We start from the raw sequence: 16682 nt of genomic DNA, 5'->3' as shown, positions 1-16682 counted from the left end.
GGCGCAACCAAATGGTCCGTCGTGCATTGCTGGGGATGGATGGCAGGAAGCCCTACGAAACCCCGCAATGGCGGCCCGGAAACGGGGATCGCGAGGCCATGTGCTGTTCTTTTTGCGGCGGCCGCGACCACAGCTACGAGGACTGTCCGCAAAGGGATGCCGACGCCGATCCAGCACCGAATGCCCCTGACCCTCCCAAGCCGGACTGATCGGCACCGGTGTGCCGCACCGGCGATATTCGCTGCGCCCCACCGGCATTCGCACATCTGCCTGAGGTCCTCGACGCCGTCCGGCTACATCCTGACCTTGCCGGTGTTACCGATTTCCGGGCGGCTGTCGCTGACCGTTGCCGCCAGCATCTTCACATAGCTGACCACGGTGCCGGGACTGTCCCAATACTGGGCATCTTTCGGCGTCACTTTAAGCACGCGGATCGAAGGGTCATCGGCACTGTCCCACCAGGCCTTGGCCGGGGTCGACCACAACTCCCTGATCTTGGCGCGGTCGTTCGAAACCGCCGCCAGACCGCTGACGGAAACATATTTCTGGCCGCCTGAATCGGCGAAGGCGAGACCGACATTGGGCTCGGCTTCGATCTCGTCGTCCTTATGGCTGTCGACATCGGTGAGGAAGTAGATTGCGTTTTCGTCGCGCACCACATGCGCCGCCATGGGTCGCGAGCGGATGTCATCGCCTTCGCGGGTGGCCAGCATACAGAAACCGATCCTGTCCATCAGCTTCCAGACCCGGTCGAGATCGCCGTCGCTCATCGTGTGCCTCCTTATTGAGCCATCCATGGGGGTGTCGGGTGCAACTCGCGCAAGCGCGCAAGGTTCCAGTGCAAGGTCCAGTCATGAACTGCCCGGACTGTTCCTGGGAGGAATGTTGGGAGGCGATTGCAACCAAAACCCACCGCGGCGCATTGGTGGCCATGCGCGCAATCCGCGCATGAGGGAGAAGGGGTCGACAGTGACAGATTTGGCGGGCTTTGATGCCTTGATCGCCATTACCGCCGATGCGCGGCTGGCGGCGATTGTCGATTCGTCCTTCGACGCCATCGTCAGCAAGGATTTGAACAGCATCATCACCAGTTGGAACGCGGCGGCGCAACGCATGTTCGGCTACACCGTCGAAGAGGCCGTCGGCCGGTCCGTGCTCATGCTCATCCCCGATCATCTCAAGGATGAAGAGACCGACATCATCAGCCGGGTCCGCAAAGGCGAACTGCTGGCAAGCTATGAGACGATCCGCCGACGCAAGGACGGCGGCCTCATCGCCGTGTCGCTGACCATTTCGCCGATCAGGAACGCGTCCGGCGAGATCATCGGCGCCTCGAAGATCGCCCGCGACATCACCGCCAGCAAGGAGAGCGAGCGCCGGATCAGGCTTTTGCTCCGCGAGGTGAACCATCGCGTCAAGAACCAGTTCGCGGTGATCCTCTCGATGATCCGGGAGACCAGCAAACGCTCGACCGATCCGCGCGAGTTCGAGGAGTTGATCCGCTCCCGCATCATGGCGCTGTCGCGGTCGCACGATCTGCTGGTGAACTCGGAATGGGCCGGCGCCAGCCTCTTCGACCTCGCCCAGGAGCAGCTCAAGCCGTTCGGCCACGAGGCGCGGGTATCGCTGTCCGGACCGCTTTTGACCTTGCAGCCGAATGCCGTGCAAAATCTCGGCATGGCATTTCATGAGCTCGGCACCAACTCTTCAAAATATGGCGCGCTGGCGAGCGAGGCCGGGCGGCTCGAGATCACCTGGCGGATCGTTGAAGGCGTTTCGGACAAGCGGGAAATCCATCTGGTTTGGGACGAGACGATGCCGGTGCGTGAAGGAGAGCGGCCCGGGGGGCGGCAAGACGAAAGCACGCGCAAGGGTTTCGGCACCGTCGTCCTGCAACGGGTCGCGCCGCAATCGCTGAACGGCTTGGCGGTGCTGGATCGCAGCCCGGGCCATCTCAAATGGTCCCTGACGGCGCCCCTGGACTCGATCATCGTTCCGGAGCTCGGCGCCGACCTGCCCGAAACCGAGACTTCCTGAGCCTTGAGGTCTGGTTCCATCAACCTCCCTTTGGCAGATGCGTTTTCAAAAGCGGCCGCATCCTTGCCGCACCTGGCGGTGGATTCAGGAACCGTGACCCGGCGGCCGCGTTGTGGCGTCACGCTTTCGGAGGGGACATCATGGAACAGCTCGTCGAGGAATTCGGCCATTCCACCTACACCTCGTTTCCGGTCATCGCGGCGCGGCTGTTGCTGGCGACGCTCTATGGCGCGGTCATCGGTTTCGAACGCGAATGGCGCAATCGCCCGGCCGGACTTCGCACGCATATTCTCGTCTGCGTCGCCGCCGCCACCTTCGGCATCCTGACGGTCGAGATCGTGCACGCGCCGATGTTCGCGGGGGAATCGGTCAAGGTCGATCCGATCCGGGTGGTCGAGGCGGTGACCGCCGGCGTCGCTTTCCTCGCCGCCGGCTCGATCATGTTTTCGCGCGGCGAGGTGCATGGGCTGACGACCGGCGCCGGCATGTGGCTGGCGGGCGCGATCGGCGTCGCCTGCGGACTGGGTCTTTGGCAAGTGGCCGGGTTCGGCACGCTGATCGTGCTGGTCGTTGCCGGCTTTCTGCGCCGGTTCGAACGCGGACCCGGCCTTGCCGCCGGTGATGAAGGCAGTCAAGCAAAGGCGGAGAAGGAGGGGGCTTCGGCCCGATCAAAGGAAGAGCGAAGGTAATTCCGATCGCCGGGAAATGCCGTGACTGGTTTCACCGAAGAAGCCGGCCAGCAGATCGGCCGTGCGCGCCGGATTCTCTTCGGGAAAGAAGTGCCCGCCCGGCATCGCCTGGCCACGCACATCGTCGGCCCAGCCGCGCCACAGCGCCAGCGGCCCGCCTTCGCCGGCATACCAATCCGCTAAGGCGCCCTGACCGCTCCATAGCGCCAGCAGCGGGCAGCGGATGCGCCGGCCGGCTGCCTTGTCGGCATGGTCGTGCTCGCGGTCGAGCGTGGCTGCCGCCCGATATTCCTCGCAGATGGCGTGGGCGTGGGCAGGCGCGCGCAAGGCCTCGATATAGGCCTGACGCACTTCGGCTGGAAACGCCGATGGCGGCGAGCCCCAGCCGTTGAGCGCATTGTCGACGATCGCCTCGGCGGCGCCGGACAGGATCTTTTCCGGCAACGGCTCAGGCTGCGCCAGCAGCGACCATGGCCAATAGCCCAGCGCCAGCCTGGCGTCGGCCCGGTCCCAGGCATCGGCGGTCGGCACGATGTCGAGAACGGCGAGCCTGTCGATGCTGTCCCGATGATCGAGCGCCATGCGGTAGGCGACACGCCCGCCGCGATCATGACCGGCGACCATGAAGCTGCTGAAACCCAGCTTCTCCATCAGCCTCCTCATATCGGCGGCCATGGCACGCTTGGCATAGGGTGCGTGGTCCGGAGTGGACGTCGGACAGGAACTGCGGCCATAGCCGCGCAGGTCGGCGCAGACGACGCTGAACCGGCTGGCCAGAGCGGGGGCGATGTCGCGCCACATCAGATGCGTTTGCGGAAAGCCGTGCAGCAACAGCAGCGGTGGGCCGCCGCCGGCACGCAGGCAGTATATGCCGGCATCGCCAATGTCGATTTCCGTGCTTTGAAAACCTTCGAACATGACCGCCTCCGGCACGCGCAACGGCCGGCAAACGGGTTTGGTTGCAATGCCGCCGGCGAGGCGGCCAACCTTTTTCTTCGACAGGCGTTGTCCCTGTGAAGGGAAGGTCGCCGCGGGCGGCCGTGAAAGAAAAGAAGGAGGCAGTGATGAGAACTCTCGCTATCATGCCACTAGGCCTCATGCTGGCGCTGGCAGTGCCGGCCGCGGCCCAGCAGCAGAACGACAGCCAGGCGCTGCAGGCCGACAAATGCAGGGCTCAGACCGAGCAAGGGGCAAAACAGCAGCCTGAACAGCAGGCCGATGACGGCAATTTGACCGCGAAGCTCAACGACTGCGGCGGCGTGCTGAAACCACCCCCGACGGGCGACCAGGGCATGGCGGCGCCCGCTCCCGACGAAGGCAAGACGCCGGTGATCAAGCCTGGTGAAGTGCCGCCCCAGCCGCCGAAACAATAAACGCCGGCTCGTTGGTATTATCGCGCAAGCTAATGGAACCTCGTTATCTTGGGAGCGTTTTTCTCACGACTTGAAATTTGGAGAGATTATCGTGAGAGATATTGCAGCCACTGCCACGTTGCTTGCCTCGATAGCGATCGTGATTGCCTTGATTCTGCTGGCGCCAAAGAGTTTTGGCTTCGAAACCTCTCACCCGATCGTACAGGGCGAGCTTCCGGCGGAATAATCGGATCGATTATTCGGATACGGAGTGATCAGGACCGATTTGCACGAAGCAGGCGAGGCACGATGCCCCGCCTGCCTTCTATTGAAACCGCTATCGCACCAAAACGCCGGAGTGGCTGCAGAGCGCTGCGAACGCTTCCTGTGCCTCGGCAGCACCTATCTTGGTTTCCAGGGCGGCTTCGACCTTCTCGCGCGCCGCCTGGTAGAACGGCCCGCGCTTGGCCTGCGGCCAGTCGATCAGGATTTCGCTGGCATCCTTGAGCGTGGCGACGTCGCGGATCGTATCCGACCCATGCGGCTTGATCCGCATCGGGGTGGGCAAAATGAGATCAGGCATGGCCCCTGTTCCAACTACTGGAGGAGTTTTGCTTCGCGCGCGGCGTCGATCATCGCCCGCATCGCTTTTTCCGCCGGCGTCCAGCCATCCAGCGCATCGCGGCAACTGCGCAACGCCGCCCGGTAGCGCCGTCCCTGGCCAGCCGGCCAGTCGCCGAGGCATTCCAGGCCTTCCCAGGCGCTGCGGATGATGCGCTCGCGCTCAGGCGCGAATTTCAGCCTGATCGGGCGGGGAAACATCTTGTCGTTCAACGGTTGTCTCCATGATTGCCGCAAGTCGCCGGGGCGACATGCGTGAGAGGCATCCGGTAACGTCGGCGGCAGGGCAGGGTTCCCTTCCCCGGAGATCAAATCTCAGCGTCGATGTCCGACAGCGATCTCGGCGTCGGCGCTTCGGCGTTGTGCTGCGCTGGGCGGTCGTGCTCGAACTGTTCGGTGCCGGACAGAGCGTGCAGCCAGGTCTCGCGCCTGGAGGTCCACAGTTCATATTCGGGCACGAGATCGGTCGGCGCGATGTCGAGGCTGCCGATCGCCACCTCGGCCTCGTTGTCGTCGACCCAGGCGACGCGGCCGCCGCAGGTCGGGCAAAAGCTGCGCGTGCCATAGGAGCTGACGAGGCCGGTCGTCTCGAAGGCCTCGCGCGGCCAGATGGCAAAGGCCGAATAGACCGAACCGCCGGCCTTGCGGCAATCCTTGCAGTGGCACAGGCCAACGCGCAACGGCGGGCCGTGAACCTCGAACTGCACGCCGCCGCACAGGCAGCTGCCGGTCCTGCGTATGGTGTCGGACATGACGACCTCCCTCAATGCGTGGCGCTGCGGGCCGGGTGGGACAGATGCTCGTCTGCCGTTTCGTTGGCCAGGATGAGAAACCGGGAAAAAGACATCCTGTTCACCGTACCACCAGGCCCGGTTGACACGGCCCGCAGCATCTTCAACGCCGTCCAGGCGAAATGGTTTCGGGCCTAAAGCGCGCCGCGCCCGAACGAGTTCAGACGACCCGCTTCATGCATGTCGTTCTCCCAAAACCGAGATCCACTTGTGGGCGACATGCGCTAGCCGCGGGCCGCCATATGGGCGTCGAGCTTCTTGCGCGAGGGTCCGTAGCGCTTGATGATGGTCTGTGCCTCGCTTGGCGGAATGCCGTATTTGCGGGCAAAGGCGGCAACCTCGTAGGGCTCTTCACTCGAGACCTGCTTGCGGTCCTGCTTCGTCTTCGACTTGTCGTCAGCCATCTCAGGCCTCGCTTTCTGTTGTCGGGACGCGCAGCCTTCGGCGCCCGCGATCAACACGACATAACACAGATTGGCGCCGCCGGTTCCACCAGACGACATGGCCAGGCTGCAACCGGCCTGTATCAGGCCGATGGCCGCATGAGGTCGGCGCCGGAAGCGTGGTCGCCGTCACATTCGGAGCATGCAGCGCTGAGGCCGGGGCAGCCGCGCCGGTGCGTGCCGGCGGGGCAGCAATGGCCGTTGGAACTCGTCCAGCGCGGGCATTCGAAGACCTGGCCAGCGCCACCGCAGCCGCTGCACTCCAGCGGCGCCGACCGCACGCCATGAGATATTGCCCCAAACCTGACGCTTGTACGCAAATTTCAGCCCACCCAAAATCGCTGCGCCGGCACGCCGGTGCATTAGCCCCGACTAACGATAGCACTTCCGTGATTACCAACAAGTTTCAATCGCGCGATGCGCCGGAAAGCCGTTCGGGCCGGCGTGTCGTCAGGCCGGCTTCAGCCGCATCGCGGCGAGATACATGAGCGCCGAGGCGGCCTGCCCGCGGTCCCAGCCGGCGGCCTGGACCTTGCGGAGCAGGGCGGCAAACCGAAAATCGCTCTTTGCTGGCGCGGTGCGAGGCTTCGAAGCCTCCTTCGACCGCGGCAAGCGCCCTGTCGAGAAAAATTGGCCTGGCGTGTCGGACCTGGCGCCCGTCGCGCGTCCTAGGAGCGAGCAATCTGCAAAGCTGGAGAACGAGCATGTCGTCGCAAATCACTCAATCGCCGTGGCAGACCACGGCCCTTCTCATCGCCCGGCTGATCTTCGCCGGCGTCTTCCTGATGGCCGTGACCTTCAAGTTCATGGGCATGGACGCCACCGCCGGCTATATCGCCGCCGCCGGCTTTCCGTTTCCGCTGTTCCTGGCCTGGTGCGCGGCGATCCTGGAAGTCGCGCTGGTGCTGTGCTTCCTGACCGGCGCCTTCTTCTCGCAGGCGGCCCTTGTCGCCGCCGCCTATGTGCTGTTCCTCGCCCTGGCCTTCCACGGACCCAGCCACTGGGCCGGCAACCAGGCCGAGTTCGGCTTCTTCGTCGACCATTTTTCGTTCCTGGCCGGACTGCTGTTTGCGGCCGTGCATGGACCGGGCAAGGTGCTTTCGCTCAATTCGGGATGGCCGGGCAGGGCTTAAGGCGAGACACCCCCTCACAGCTGGTCGTTGTAGGGTTCCTTTATCTTGCCGACCATGCGGGCCAGCTTCGAAAAAGACGGCATCTCCGCCTCCGGCTGGCACTGGTTGGCGAGTTCCAGCAGCCGGATCGGAAAGTTGACGGCGTCGCGGCTGGACGCGGACATGCCTTCGGACCGCTCCTGGTTGGTTTCGCCTGCCTCGGTCTTGCGCAAGGCCAGGTCGATTTCCTCCGCCGTCAGCACCCCCTTTTGAACCAGGAGGCGGTTGATCGAGGCGACGGCCATCAACAGGCCTTCGAGTTGCAGGTTGGCGACATTCATGGCGATTGCTCCCGTGACTGGGGTTGAAACGCGCGAGCGGCATTTCCGCTCCAGAAAGGCTGCGGGCGAACGCCTATTCCTGCGTCAGCCGTTCGCCATATTCGCGCCACAGCGCCTTGACCTCCAGGCTGCCGAGGCTGCCGATCGAAACATCCCCACAGCTGATGGCGACGGCGCCGATGTCGTATTGGGGGTAGGCGTTGGCGACGAAACGGATGGCTTCGCCCAGCGAACGCACGCGGATGACCGGATCCGCCTGACCCTGGCCGGTGCTGCGCACGCCGGAAACCATGGCTGGTGCATGCCGCATCCTGAACACGGATGCCATGGCTGGTCTGTCCATCGTCCTCTCCCACAAGGCCGTGCGACGGGAATCATTCCATGAGCTTCGACGAATGATTTCACACCTGCCGGCTTGTGACCAGCCGCCGGAAAAAGGAGGGTTTTACGCGCTTTGCCAGCGTCGGTCAGGCCGGAATTGCGATCGATCTAGGAATTTTTTCTCAGAAAACGGTTGACGGGGTGAGTGCAGCTATGCTACATTTTTGTCCATGGTGCTGAGTTGCGCCGACGACCCGCCGCCGAGGCGGGTTTTTTGTTTCTGGGCTAGACATGTCGGCAGGACAGAGGGGGGCCCCAAGGAATGCCATCCTTCGCCCGATGACTCATTTCGCAATCCGAGAGACACTCATGACCCGCTACGCCACCATCATCACCGATGCTGACGGCCAGGAAATCGTCAGCGCCATCGGCGAATTCGAAGGTGCTGCGCCGCAGCCAGGCCTGGGGCGTGTCGAGCAGGTCGCGCCCAGCGTAAAGATCGGCATGGTGCGGGATGCGGCCGGCGGGTTTGACCGAATTAGGAATTTTTTCTCAGAAAACGGTTGACGGGGTGAGTGCAGCTATGCTACATTTTTGTCCATGGTGCTGAGTTGCGCCAACGACCCGCCCCTGAGGCGGGTTTTTTTGTTGCTGGGCTAGACATGTCGGCAGGACAGAGGGGGCGCCAAGGAATGCCATCCTTCGCCCGATGACTCATTTCGCAATCCGAGAGACACCCATGACCCGCTACGCCACCATCATCACCGATGCTGACGGCCAGGAAATCGTCAGCGCGATCGGCGAATTCGAAGGCATTGCGCCGCAGCCACGCCTGGGGCGTCTCGAGGAGGTCGCGCCCGGCATAAAGATCGGCATGGTGCGGGACGACGCTGGCGAGTTCGGGTTCTCGCAGGCCGGCATCGCCGGGCACCTTGTCGGTCTGGTCATGGCGCGTCTCAGGGCGCGGGCCGGTCTGGCAAGGCCTGCCCCGGCGGCGAAGCCTGCCGACGCGGCAAAGCCAAAGCGCGTCCAGGGAGCCAAGAAGCGCACCAGGAAGAAATCCGCTCGTTCAAAGAAACCGGCCAGCCGGGCCGGATCGATGCCGAAGGCCGGCATTCCCGCTGCCAACGCCGTGGGTGGTGACGTCCGTGACTGACAAGACCGCCGCCGGGCCAACGCGCCGCAAGCCGGCAAAGCGCAACCCCGCCGCCAAACCGGCCGCGCAAAAGCCGCGCCGCAAGCGCGCCAAGAAGACACTGGGCGACGATTTCCTGGCTGCCGTGCGGGCTGATTTCCGCGCCTATGGCGCCGGCGTGATCGCCCAGGTGCGAGCCGACAAGCCGGACCAGTATCTGAAGATCGTGCTGTCGGTGCTGCCCAAGGATTTCGATGCCAAGATCAACCAAATGGACAGCCTGAGCGATGACGAAATCCGCAGCCGCATCCGCGCCCTCGAGACGATCGTCAAACCGTTCCTCGAAGAACCCGGTGATGTCCGTGAAGATGGAATATCTGGCGCTGCTGGCCGAACTGGACAGACGGCGCCGGACCAATCAATTGGCGGCCTATAGACCGTATGAACGCCAGGCCGAGTTTCACGCTGCAGGCGCGCAGAACCGCGAGCGCCTGTTCATGGCCGGCAACCAGCTCGGCAAGACCAGGGCAGGGGGCGCCGAATGGGCCATGCACCTGACCGGCCGTTATCCCCAGTGGTGGCAAGGCAAGGTTTTCGACACGGCCGTTCGGCTGTGGGCGGCCGGCGTCACCGGCGAAGGCACGCGTGACAATCCGCAGCGTGTGCTGGTCGGTCCGCCGCAGCAGCAGGCGGCCTGGGGCACGGGCATGATCCCGGCCGACGCCATTGTGCAGACCTTCATGGGCCGCGGCGCACCGGGCGCGCTGGACAGCGTCGTGGTGCGCTGGGGTGGCGGCGGCGACGTGCAGGCCGATGAATCGGTGCTGTCGTTCAAGAGTTTCGAGAAGGGCCGCGAGAAATGGCAGGGCGAGACTTTGCACGGCGTCTGGTTCGACGAGGAACCGCCGCTCGACATCTATTCCGAAGGCCTGACCCGCACCAATGCGACGGGCGGCATCACCATCGTGACGTTCACGCCGCTGCTTGGGATGTCGGATGTGGTGCTGTTGTTTCTGTCGGCGTCGCAAGTGGAGGGGATGGCCAAAGGCAGCGGATGAAGACGTTCAAGGGTATTTGCTGCCCGCAAGCTGTCTGGCGCGGGCCTTGGGATCGGTTGCTTTCCGGGTTAGCGGTTGGCACCATATCCTTTCATCACCCGTAATCTGGTTGTACCAGACATTGCATACTTTATTTGGTGTGTCCGGGATACAAACTTCGCGTTGGAACCCTGAAGAATTGGCGTACATCTTGCAGGTTTTCTTACTCGTATCATACGGAACGTTCGATTGGCATGCCGACGCGGTCGCGGCAATGGCCACAACGATTGCTATGCGGATCATGTATCTCCCCCAATTGGCCAGCAGCTTTGCATTGATAAACAGTATTATCAATGGCGGTTACTCGTCCCGGCAAATAATTTAGGCAGACTGATATGTCTCGACACGTCACCTTCATGACCATCGACGATGCCGCGCACTACACGCCGCAGGAGCGCGCGGCGATCGTCGCGGCCTATCCGGCGCATGAGCGCGAGGCGCGGGCTCGGGGCATTCCGGTGCTGGGTTCGGGCCGCATCTTTCCGGTGGCCGAGGCGCTGATCGCCTGCGCGCCGTTCCGGCTGCCGCGCTACTGGCCAAGGCTCGGCGCGCTCGATTTCGGCTGGGACCATCCTTCGGCCGCGGTCGAGTTGGCCTGGGATACGGAGGCCGATGTCGTCTATGTCACCAAGTCTGCGCGGGCCTCGCAGCAGACGCCGGCGATGCAGACGCTGACGCTCAAACCATGGGGCGAATGGCTGCCCTTCGCCTGGCCGCGCGACGGCCGCCGCGAAACGCTGGAAGGGGCGGGCGTGGCGCTCGCCCGGCAGTATTCGGCACACGGGCTGAACATGCTGACCCGCCACGCGCAATTCCCCGACGGTTCGGTCTCGGTCGAGGCCGGGCTGATGGAGATGCTCGACCGCATGCAGAGCGGCCGCTTCAAGGTGTTTGCCACGCTCGCCGACTGGTTTGAGGAATTTAGGTTGTTTCATCGCAGGGATGGCCAGGTTGTGAAGCTGCGGGATGATTTGATGGCGGCGACACGCTATGGCGTGATGATGCTGCGCGAGGCGGTGGTGGACCCGGCGGAGTTCAGGTCGGCGAGAAGGCCGGCGGGGCAGAGCGACCCGCTGGGGGCGTTTCGGTAGGGGCAAGGCTCCCCACACTTCGTCATTCTCGGGCTTGACCCGAGAATCCATGCCGTGATGGTCGCCGGGGAACGCGGCACGTCAGAATCCTGCGCCGTAGCAGCGCTCCAAGGTCACGGCATGGATCCTATGGTCTGCGCCGCGTCGCTCCGCTCCTTGCTCCGCCATAGGATGACGAAGAGACAGGGCGCGCCGGCCCTGCGCCTGTAGTCCGCAACACCGAATTACGGTGAATTACGGTGACAGTGCACTTTTATCGGTTGCACCATGTGACCGCAGCGAACCTCCGGACTGAAGCACCGGCACCGTAATTCTAGCTTATCGGCTAAACTTGGCAGCCAAAGCCACCAGAAAAAAGAGAGTCGAGACGGCGAGTGCCGCTCCCACGACAGCAAAAAGGCAAAGTATAAGTAAAGCACTGCGAAGGTGGTAACGCCAACCAGGCGTCGGAAAGTCAGAACGTCTGAGCTTCGGAGAACGAGCCCTGTTTTTGATCGAATGGAGCCTGTTCTCCACGCGGACAAAAGTTCACGAACGCAGTAGAGTGTGGCCGAGGCGAGGACAATGAAGACGATACCGCTAGCCACTGTGTCGCTTAGTATCTTTGTGTCTGAAATCACTGGCGTTATCTGAACTGCTTGGTGCTGGAGTTTCATGGAAGATAAGCGCTGTATGCGGGGATGTCAGCAACGAGTCGAGAGCGGGATTGCAAATAGACCCTATCCTGTCTGAACGGCACAAAATCATTCGGCTGCGTGGACGAGAACCTGTCTGTAAGCGAATACGATGACAGTGCACTCTTACCCGTCACACCACCGCAATTCGTATTGACGCCGCAAGCTACTCCACGATCTTCCAATAAGAATCCTTGCGGATCACCTTGCCGTCGCGAAACGTGTAGAAGTCGCAGCCTCGAACTTCCTTTTTCACACCCTCGCGGGTGGTGCCGGTGAGGGTCCATTTCGACATGCCGGTGTCGGCAGCTTCGTCCACAAAGTGCTGACCATTGCCGTAGTGGACATCGGGCAGGCCTTCGAAGCGTGTCGCCAGCGCGTCCCGTACGTTGCGCTTGCCCTCGCAACGCGTTCCCCAGGGCTCGGCGCCCCGCGGCATCTCCAGGACGCAGTCGTCGGCAAAGAACGCCATGATGCGATCGAGATCGTGCGCGTTGAAGGCTTCGCATAGCTCCGTCAGTGTCGCTCGAATGTCCATGCGCCCGTCTCCTGGATAACCGTCGATGTCCGAAGTAGGTCACTGGCGACGGGGCCGGTCAAGGGCGCAAGCCGCCGAGACGCCGTCCGAAAGCGGGAACTGCACCTCTATCGCGCTGGTTGCTCATGACCCTCCGCATCATTCCCGCCACGCTCCGCGATCTCTCCTACATCGCCGCCAATCTCCGCCCCGAAGACCGCGCCGAGATCGACTGCCAGCTTGACCATTGGTCGCCGGCGCTGCTGGCGCTGACGGCGCTGCAGGGGTTTGCCTATGTCGCCGAACTCGACGGCAATCCGGAGGCCGGGTTTGGCGCTGCCGAACAGCGCGGCGGGCTGTGGATCGCCTGGAGCTGGGGCACGCGCCGCATGAAGCGCTGCGTGCCTGGGATCACAGACTTCTTTCACGCCGTGCTGGGGCCTCAAGTCGCGACGCGCGGCGCCTGGCGGGTCGAGGCCCGGGCGCTGGCCGTCAATGAACTAGCGCTGCGCTGGCTCGGCCGGCTGGGCGCCACGCAACGCTGCCTGTTGCCGGGCTACGGCCGCAACGGCGAAGACTTTTTCCTCTACGACTGGACAAGAGAAGGCTGGAACCATGTGTCTGTTGCAAAAACCACCGGAACTGAAGCCGCTGCCGCCGGTACCGACGGCGCAGGACAAGGACGTGCAGGCGCGCGAGGCGGCACTGCGGGCCGAGCTTGAACAGCGGAACGGTACCGCCGGCACCATCAAGACCGACCTCGCGCCGGCGAGCCTCACCGGCCAGCGCCGCGTGCTGCTGGGGCTTTAGACCATGACCGCGATGAAGCGCAGTTTCAGGAAGCGTGTGTGGGACTGGTGGGTATGGCGAAGGCATGCGCGGGTGATGAGAAGGCGGTGATTAGCCAATCTCCCCCCTCGTGGGGGAGATGCCCGGCAGGGCAGAGGGGGGCGCGAAGGAACGCGGCATTGCTGGCCTTCCAAAAACAGGCACAGACCTATCGGAAGTTCAGTTGATATCGTGGATACGCTGGCGGGACAGCGCCCCCCTCTGGCCTGCCGGCCATCTCCCCCACGCGGGGGGAGATCGGCAGCTTCAGCCCCGGCCCTTCGCTGTCGCTTCGGGCCTTCGTCGCTCGCAAAGCCAAGCAATTGGCTTTGCGTCCGCTACGCGGACCGCCCCTCACGCCTTCTTCGCGAAAGCCCAGACCATCAGCGGGTATTCCTCGTCGTTGCTGAGATCCCGCCATAGGCCATAGGCGCGCACGGGGCCGCCGATATGGGCCCTGGCGCAGGCCTTGTTGCCCCAGCCATGGACCTTGACGTTGGCTTCCGCGAAGCCGCCCTCGACCATCAGCTGCTTGAGGCCGGCGGGGGTCCATCTGTTGTAATCGTGCGGCCTGGCGTGGACGCGAAACAGGAAGGGTGTCGCCACCATCGCCCAGCCGCCGGGCCGGGTCATGGCGTGGATGTTTTGCACCGCCGCCTGCGGCCGCTGCACATGTTCAAGCACCTGGTCGGCGATGACGATGGAATATTGCTCGTCGGTGCGGTCCCTGCAGATGTCGAAGGCGGGGAAATCGACCGAGCGGTAGTTGGGGCACATCGTCCGCCAGTAGCGGTTCCAGCCGGGCGAGATCTCGATCACGTCGGAAGCTTTGCGGTTTCCCGCTTCGAGAAAGAGGCTGAACGCCTCGATCTGGCGGATGCGCAGCCAGTTGCGGGAATCGTAACCGATGAGCCGTTTCACGGCGCGTTTGCTTTGGCTTTTCAGGGCGGCAAGGCTTGTCGTCACATCGACCTCCAACAAAACCCGCCGCAGATGTGCGTAGCACCGCCAAGTGGGCAAAAGATGACAGGGGTTTTTAAAGAGAGGTAGGCGCGAGGCACCCCCCTCTGTCCTGCCGGACATCTCCCCCGCAAGGGGGGAGATTGGATGTCGCCACCGCTTTCGCTAATCGCCGACGTTGCAGGAAAAGCGCCGTCGTTAAAACTACCGATCTCCCCCCGTGCGGGGGAGATGGCCGGCAGGCCAGAGGTGGGTGCTGTCCCTCCACATTTCCAATTAATCGGCAGCTCCGGCGCGCCAAACAAGTGAGGCCTCTCATGACCGATTCCCGCGCCCGCGATATCCTGTCCCGCCAGTCCGAGCTCGAGAGCGAGCGCAGCCAGTATGAGGCTGTGTGGGAGCAGGTGGCGGAATTCTGCGACCCCGATGCGCCCGATATCTGGAGCGGCCGCCGAACCGGCGGCCCGGATTCCCAGGCCGAGCGGCAGGAGCGGCGTGGCGCCCGCGTCTATGCCAACACCATCAACTCGGCCGCCAACCGGCTCGCCGCCGGCCTGGAAAGCCTGATCATCCCGCAGTCGGAAAAATGGCATGGCCTGTCGACGGCGGCCATGAACGACGAGGAGACCGACGAGGAGAAGGAATGGGCGGAGGCCTTGCGCGATTTCCTGTTTGCGCTGCGCTACTCCGCCAATTCGAATTTCGTGCCGGCGACGCAGGCCTGCCTGCGCAATGTCGTGCGCTATGGCCCAGCCTATCTCTATGCCGAGGAAGGGTTCGGCGCGACGCTGATCCGCTATGCCTCGATCCCGGTGGTCGAGGGTTATCTCAGCCGCAACCGCTGGGGCCAGGTCGACATTTTCCACCGCCGCTACGAACGCACGGCGCGGCAGGCCGCGCAGCTGCTCGGCTATGACAAACTGCCGGTGCGCATCAAGGTTCTGGTCGACGATCCGGCCAAGTGCGAGACGAAGATCTCGCTGATCCAGTGCATCCAGCCGCGCGACGAGCGCAAGATGTATCGGCTCGGCGGCCAATACCAATATCTCGACACGGCCTTCGCCTCCTTCCACGTCATCGAGGACGAGGAGGAAATCGTCCGGGAAAGCGGTTTTCGCACGTTTCCGGTGTCGACCTTCAACTGGCGGCGTTACGAGGGCGACCCCTACGGCATCTCGCCGACCATAGAGGCGCTGACCACCGTGCGCGAGGAGAATGCCGTGCGCCGCTCGGGGCTTCGCGCGCTGCAGCAGATCACCGATCCGGCGACCGCCTCGAAGGCCCGGCTCGACTATGTGCCGGTGCTCAACCCAGGCGAGAATTATCCGGGCCTGATCGACGACAATGGCAGGCCGCTGATCGCGCCGATCTCGACCGGGCAGAACCCGACCTACGCCTTCAACTACGCGCAGAGCCGCGCCGACGAGATCCGCGACATGATGTTCGTCAACCTGTTCCAGACGCTGGTGCAGAACCCGCAGATGACGGCGACCGAAGCGTTGATCAGGCAAGAGGAAAAGGGCGCGCTGCTCGGCCCGTCCGGCTCGATCATCCAGGCCGGTTTCGCCAGCAATCTCGACCGCGAGCTCGGCATTCTCGAGGACAAGGGGCTCTATGACGAAGATAGCCGCTTTGTGCCGCCGGAGAGCCTCGCCGGCAAGGCGGTGCGGCCGACCTTCACCGGCCCGCTCGACGTGCTGCGCCGCTCGGCCGAAGCGCGCGACACCATCCAGGTGGTGACGACGGCCATGCAGATGGCGCAGTTCGACCCTGGCGTGATGGACAACATCGACAGTGACGAGGCGATCAAGATCGTGCAGAGCGCCGGCCGCAGCCCGCAGCGCATCTTTCGCCGCAAGGAAGAGGTGGACGAGTTGCGCGGCGCGAGAGCCAAGACCCAACAGGCGCAGGCCGGCATGGCGGCGATCGCCACGGCTGGGAAGGCCGCCAAGGACGCGGTGCCGGCTGCGGTGCAGGCCCGCGACAGCGGCCTGCTCGACGGCTTGCAAGGCATGCTGCAGGGTGGCCAAGGCGGGGAGCCCGTCGGCCCGGCAGGTAACGGCGCATGAGCCGGAAACGCTTCGCCCATTCCGGCCAGGCCGGCAGTCCTGCCAGGGCGCGCGACGCGCTGGCCAAGGCGTATCTCAGGGTGTTTTCAGGCGAGGATGGCGAGATGGTGCTCGCCGATCTCGCGGCGACGACCGGCTATTACCGGCGTCCGTCCTATGGCGAGTGGATGGCGCGCACCAGGACGCCCAATGGGTTCGAATTGCACAGCGCGCTCAGCAATGCGCGCGCCGAGGTGGTGCAGCATATTATGGGGTTCCTGACGCTGGACAATGCGCAGCTCGCGGCGCTGGAGAAGGCGGCGCGGGCGGAGGGGTAGGTGGGACGTAAAAGCTGCCAATCTCTCCCCTTGTGGGGGAGATGCCCGGTAGGGCAGAGGGGGGGCACTGTTCCGCCGACCTTGCCGCGTTCATCGCACGACAATCAAATCACAAGCGGCCGCTCAAGCTTGGCCGTAGGCGGCCAAGGTATGGGTATGTTCAAAGTTTGGCGACGACAGAGGTAGGCGCTCTACGGCGCCCCCTCTGTCCTGCCGGACATCTCCCCCACGAGGGGGGAGATTGGCTGCTTCGGCGCCGGCGCCTCAACAATTGCCGTTGCGATGGT

At 63.7% G+C, this 16682-nt stretch carries 24 protein-coding genes; 13 read left to right on the top strand and 11 right to left on the bottom strand.

Annotation, left to right across the window (positions count from 1 at the left end; all coding sequences use genetic code 11):
- Window positions 1-293 precede the first annotated feature (293 nt).
- Window positions 294-770 (bottom strand): pyridoxamine 5'-phosphate oxidase family protein, encoded by a 477-nt coding sequence (locus NKI69_RS16295; protein ID WP_023813825.1) that lies wholly within the window; start codon window positions 768-770, stop codon window positions 294-296.
- 199 nt (window positions 771-969) lie between these two features.
- On the opposite strand from NKI69_RS16295, the gene NKI69_RS16290 reads away from it, so the two are divergent.
- Window positions 970-2037 (top strand): PAS domain S-box protein, encoded by a 1068-nt coding sequence (locus NKI69_RS16290; protein ID WP_023813824.1) that lies wholly within the window; start codon window positions 970-972, stop codon window positions 2035-2037.
- Window positions 2038-2177: 140 nt separating this feature from the next.
- The gene (locus NKI69_RS16285) at window positions 2178-2726 is read left to right on the top strand and encodes an MgtC/SapB family protein (protein ID WP_023813823.1); all 549 of its coding nucleotides are present in this window, start codon (window positions 2178-2180) and stop codon (window positions 2724-2726) included.
- Here NKI69_RS16285 and NKI69_RS16280 read toward each other — a convergent pair.
- On the bottom strand, window positions 2706-3644 hold the full coding sequence (locus NKI69_RS16280; RefSeq protein ID WP_023813822.1) for an alpha/beta fold hydrolase: 939 nt from the start codon (window positions 3642-3644) through the stop codon (window positions 2706-2708). The genes NKI69_RS16285 and NKI69_RS16280 overlap by 21 nt on opposite strands.
- Window positions 3645-3790: 146 nt before the next feature.
- Between NKI69_RS16280 and NKI69_RS16275 the strand changes: the two genes are divergently transcribed.
- Window positions 3791-4099: a hypothetical protein gene (locus tag NKI69_RS16275; protein ID WP_023813821.1), complete on the top strand. Its 309-nt coding sequence runs from the start codon at window positions 3791-3793 to the stop codon at window positions 4097-4099.
- A gap of 91 nt (window positions 4100-4190) precedes the next feature.
- A complete protein-coding gene (locus tag NKI69_RS16270; protein WP_023813820.1) occupies window positions 4191-4325 on the top strand; it encodes a hypothetical protein in 135 nt (44 codons plus the stop codon).
- A gap of 90 nt (window positions 4326-4415) precedes the next feature.
- On the opposite strand, the gene NKI69_RS16265 is transcribed toward NKI69_RS16270, so the two are convergent.
- From NKI69_RS16265 to NKI69_RS16245, 5 genes are all read right to left on the bottom strand, one after another.
- Window positions 4416-4661, bottom strand: a complete 246-nt coding sequence (locus NKI69_RS16265; protein WP_023813819.1) for a DUF982 domain-containing protein — start codon at window positions 4659-4661, stop codon at window positions 4416-4418.
- A gap of 14 nt (window positions 4662-4675) precedes the next feature.
- Window positions 4676-4912, bottom strand: coding sequence for a DUF982 domain-containing protein (locus tag NKI69_RS16260; protein ID WP_023813818.1), 237 nt, complete (start codon window positions 4910-4912; stop codon window positions 4676-4678).
- Window positions 4913-5007: 95 nt separating this feature from the next.
- The gene (locus NKI69_RS16255; RefSeq protein ID WP_023813817.1) at window positions 5008-5451 is read right to left on the bottom strand and encodes a GFA family protein; all 444 of its coding nucleotides are present in this window, start codon (window positions 5449-5451) and stop codon (window positions 5008-5010) included.
- Between the two features lie 263 nt (window positions 5452-5714).
- Window positions 5715-5894 carry a DUF3606 domain-containing protein gene (locus tag NKI69_RS16250; protein ID WP_023813816.1) on the bottom strand — a complete coding sequence of 60 codons (180 nt, stop codon included), beginning with the start codon at window positions 5892-5894 and terminating at the stop codon, window positions 5715-5717.
- 489 nt (window positions 5895-6383) lie between these two features.
- The gene (locus NKI69_RS16245; protein WP_023813815.1) at window positions 6384-6545 is read right to left on the bottom strand and encodes a hypothetical protein; all 162 of its coding nucleotides are present in this window, start codon (window positions 6543-6545) and stop codon (window positions 6384-6386) included.
- A gap of 92 nt (window positions 6546-6637) precedes the next feature.
- On the opposite strand from NKI69_RS16245, the gene NKI69_RS16240 reads away from it, so the two are divergent.
- Window positions 6638-7066: a DoxX family protein gene (locus NKI69_RS16240; RefSeq protein ID WP_352722007.1), complete on the top strand. Its 429-nt coding sequence runs from the start codon at window positions 6638-6640 to the stop codon at window positions 7064-7066.
- Window positions 7067-7080: 14 nt separating this feature from the next.
- On the opposite strand, the gene NKI69_RS16235 is transcribed toward NKI69_RS16240, so the two are convergent.
- Window positions 7081-7386, bottom strand: coding sequence for a hypothetical protein (locus tag NKI69_RS16235; RefSeq protein ID WP_023813813.1), 306 nt, complete (start codon window positions 7384-7386; stop codon window positions 7081-7083).
- Between the two features lie 73 nt (window positions 7387-7459).
- Window positions 7460-7729, bottom strand: coding sequence for a hypothetical protein (locus NKI69_RS16230; RefSeq protein ID WP_023813812.1), 270 nt, complete (start codon window positions 7727-7729; stop codon window positions 7460-7462).
- Between the two features lie 347 nt (window positions 7730-8076).
- On the opposite strand from NKI69_RS16230, the gene NKI69_RS16225 reads away from it, so the two are divergent.
- From NKI69_RS16225 to NKI69_RS16205, 5 genes are all read left to right on the top strand, one after another.
- Entirely contained in the window at window positions 8077-8274 is a 198-nt protein-coding gene (locus tag NKI69_RS16225; protein ID WP_023813811.1) for a hypothetical protein, read from the top strand.
- 172 nt (window positions 8275-8446) lie between these two features.
- Window positions 8447-8863, top strand: a complete 417-nt coding sequence (locus tag NKI69_RS16220) for a hypothetical protein (RefSeq protein ID WP_023813810.1) — start codon at window positions 8447-8449, stop codon at window positions 8861-8863.
- Window positions 8856-9278 (top strand): hypothetical protein, encoded by a 423-nt coding sequence (locus NKI69_RS16215; protein ID WP_352722004.1) that lies wholly within the window; start codon window positions 8856-8858, stop codon window positions 9276-9278. Before NKI69_RS16220 ends, NKI69_RS16215 begins: the two co-directional genes overlap by 8 nt.
- On the top strand, window positions 9199-9900 hold the full coding sequence (locus tag NKI69_RS16210; protein ID WP_245273300.1) for a terminase large subunit domain-containing protein: 702 nt from the start codon (window positions 9199-9201) through the stop codon (window positions 9898-9900). The genes NKI69_RS16215 and NKI69_RS16210 overlap by 80 nt, the downstream gene beginning before the upstream one ends.
- A 374-nt stretch (window positions 9901-10274) precedes the next feature.
- Window positions 10275-11030: a phage terminase large subunit family protein gene (locus tag NKI69_RS16205; RefSeq protein WP_023813806.1), complete on the top strand. Its 756-nt coding sequence runs from the start codon at window positions 10275-10277 to the stop codon at window positions 11028-11030.
- Between the two features lie 840 nt (window positions 11031-11870).
- On the opposite strand, the gene NKI69_RS16200 is transcribed toward NKI69_RS16205, so the two are convergent.
- A complete protein-coding gene (locus tag NKI69_RS16200; protein ID WP_023813805.1) occupies window positions 11871-12242 on the bottom strand; it encodes a nuclear transport factor 2 family protein in 372 nt (123 codons plus the stop codon).
- 125 nt (window positions 12243-12367) lie between these two features.
- Between NKI69_RS16200 and NKI69_RS16195 the strand changes: the two genes are divergently transcribed.
- Entirely contained in the window at window positions 12368-12943 is a 576-nt protein-coding gene (locus NKI69_RS16195) for a hypothetical protein (protein WP_023813804.1), read from the top strand.
- 460 nt (window positions 12944-13403) lie between these two features.
- Here NKI69_RS16195 and NKI69_RS16190 read toward each other — a convergent pair whose 3' ends face one another.
- Window positions 13404-14015 carry a class I SAM-dependent methyltransferase gene (locus tag NKI69_RS16190; protein WP_023813802.1) on the bottom strand — a complete coding sequence of 204 codons (612 nt, stop codon included), beginning with the start codon at window positions 14013-14015 and terminating at the stop codon, window positions 13404-13406.
- A gap of 311 nt (window positions 14016-14326) precedes the next feature.
- On the opposite strand from NKI69_RS16190, the gene NKI69_RS16185 reads away from it, so the two are divergent.
- Window positions 14327-16078: a portal protein gene (locus tag NKI69_RS16185; RefSeq protein WP_023813801.1), complete on the top strand. Its 1752-nt coding sequence runs from the start codon at window positions 14327-14329 to the stop codon at window positions 16076-16078.
- Entirely contained in the window at window positions 16075-16395 is a 321-nt protein-coding gene (locus NKI69_RS16180; RefSeq protein ID WP_352554719.1) for a Bbp19 family protein, read from the top strand. Before NKI69_RS16185 ends, NKI69_RS16180 begins: the two co-directional genes overlap by 4 nt.
- Window positions 16396-16682: the final 287 nt, after the last annotated feature.

Source organism: Mesorhizobium sp. M0491 (assembly GCF_040321265.1).
Taxonomy (GTDB): Bacteria; Pseudomonadota; Alphaproteobacteria; order Rhizobiales; family Rhizobiaceae; genus Mesorhizobium.
Note: the sequence above shows the minus strand (reverse complement) of the source record. Positions and strands in the feature narration are given on the sequence as shown.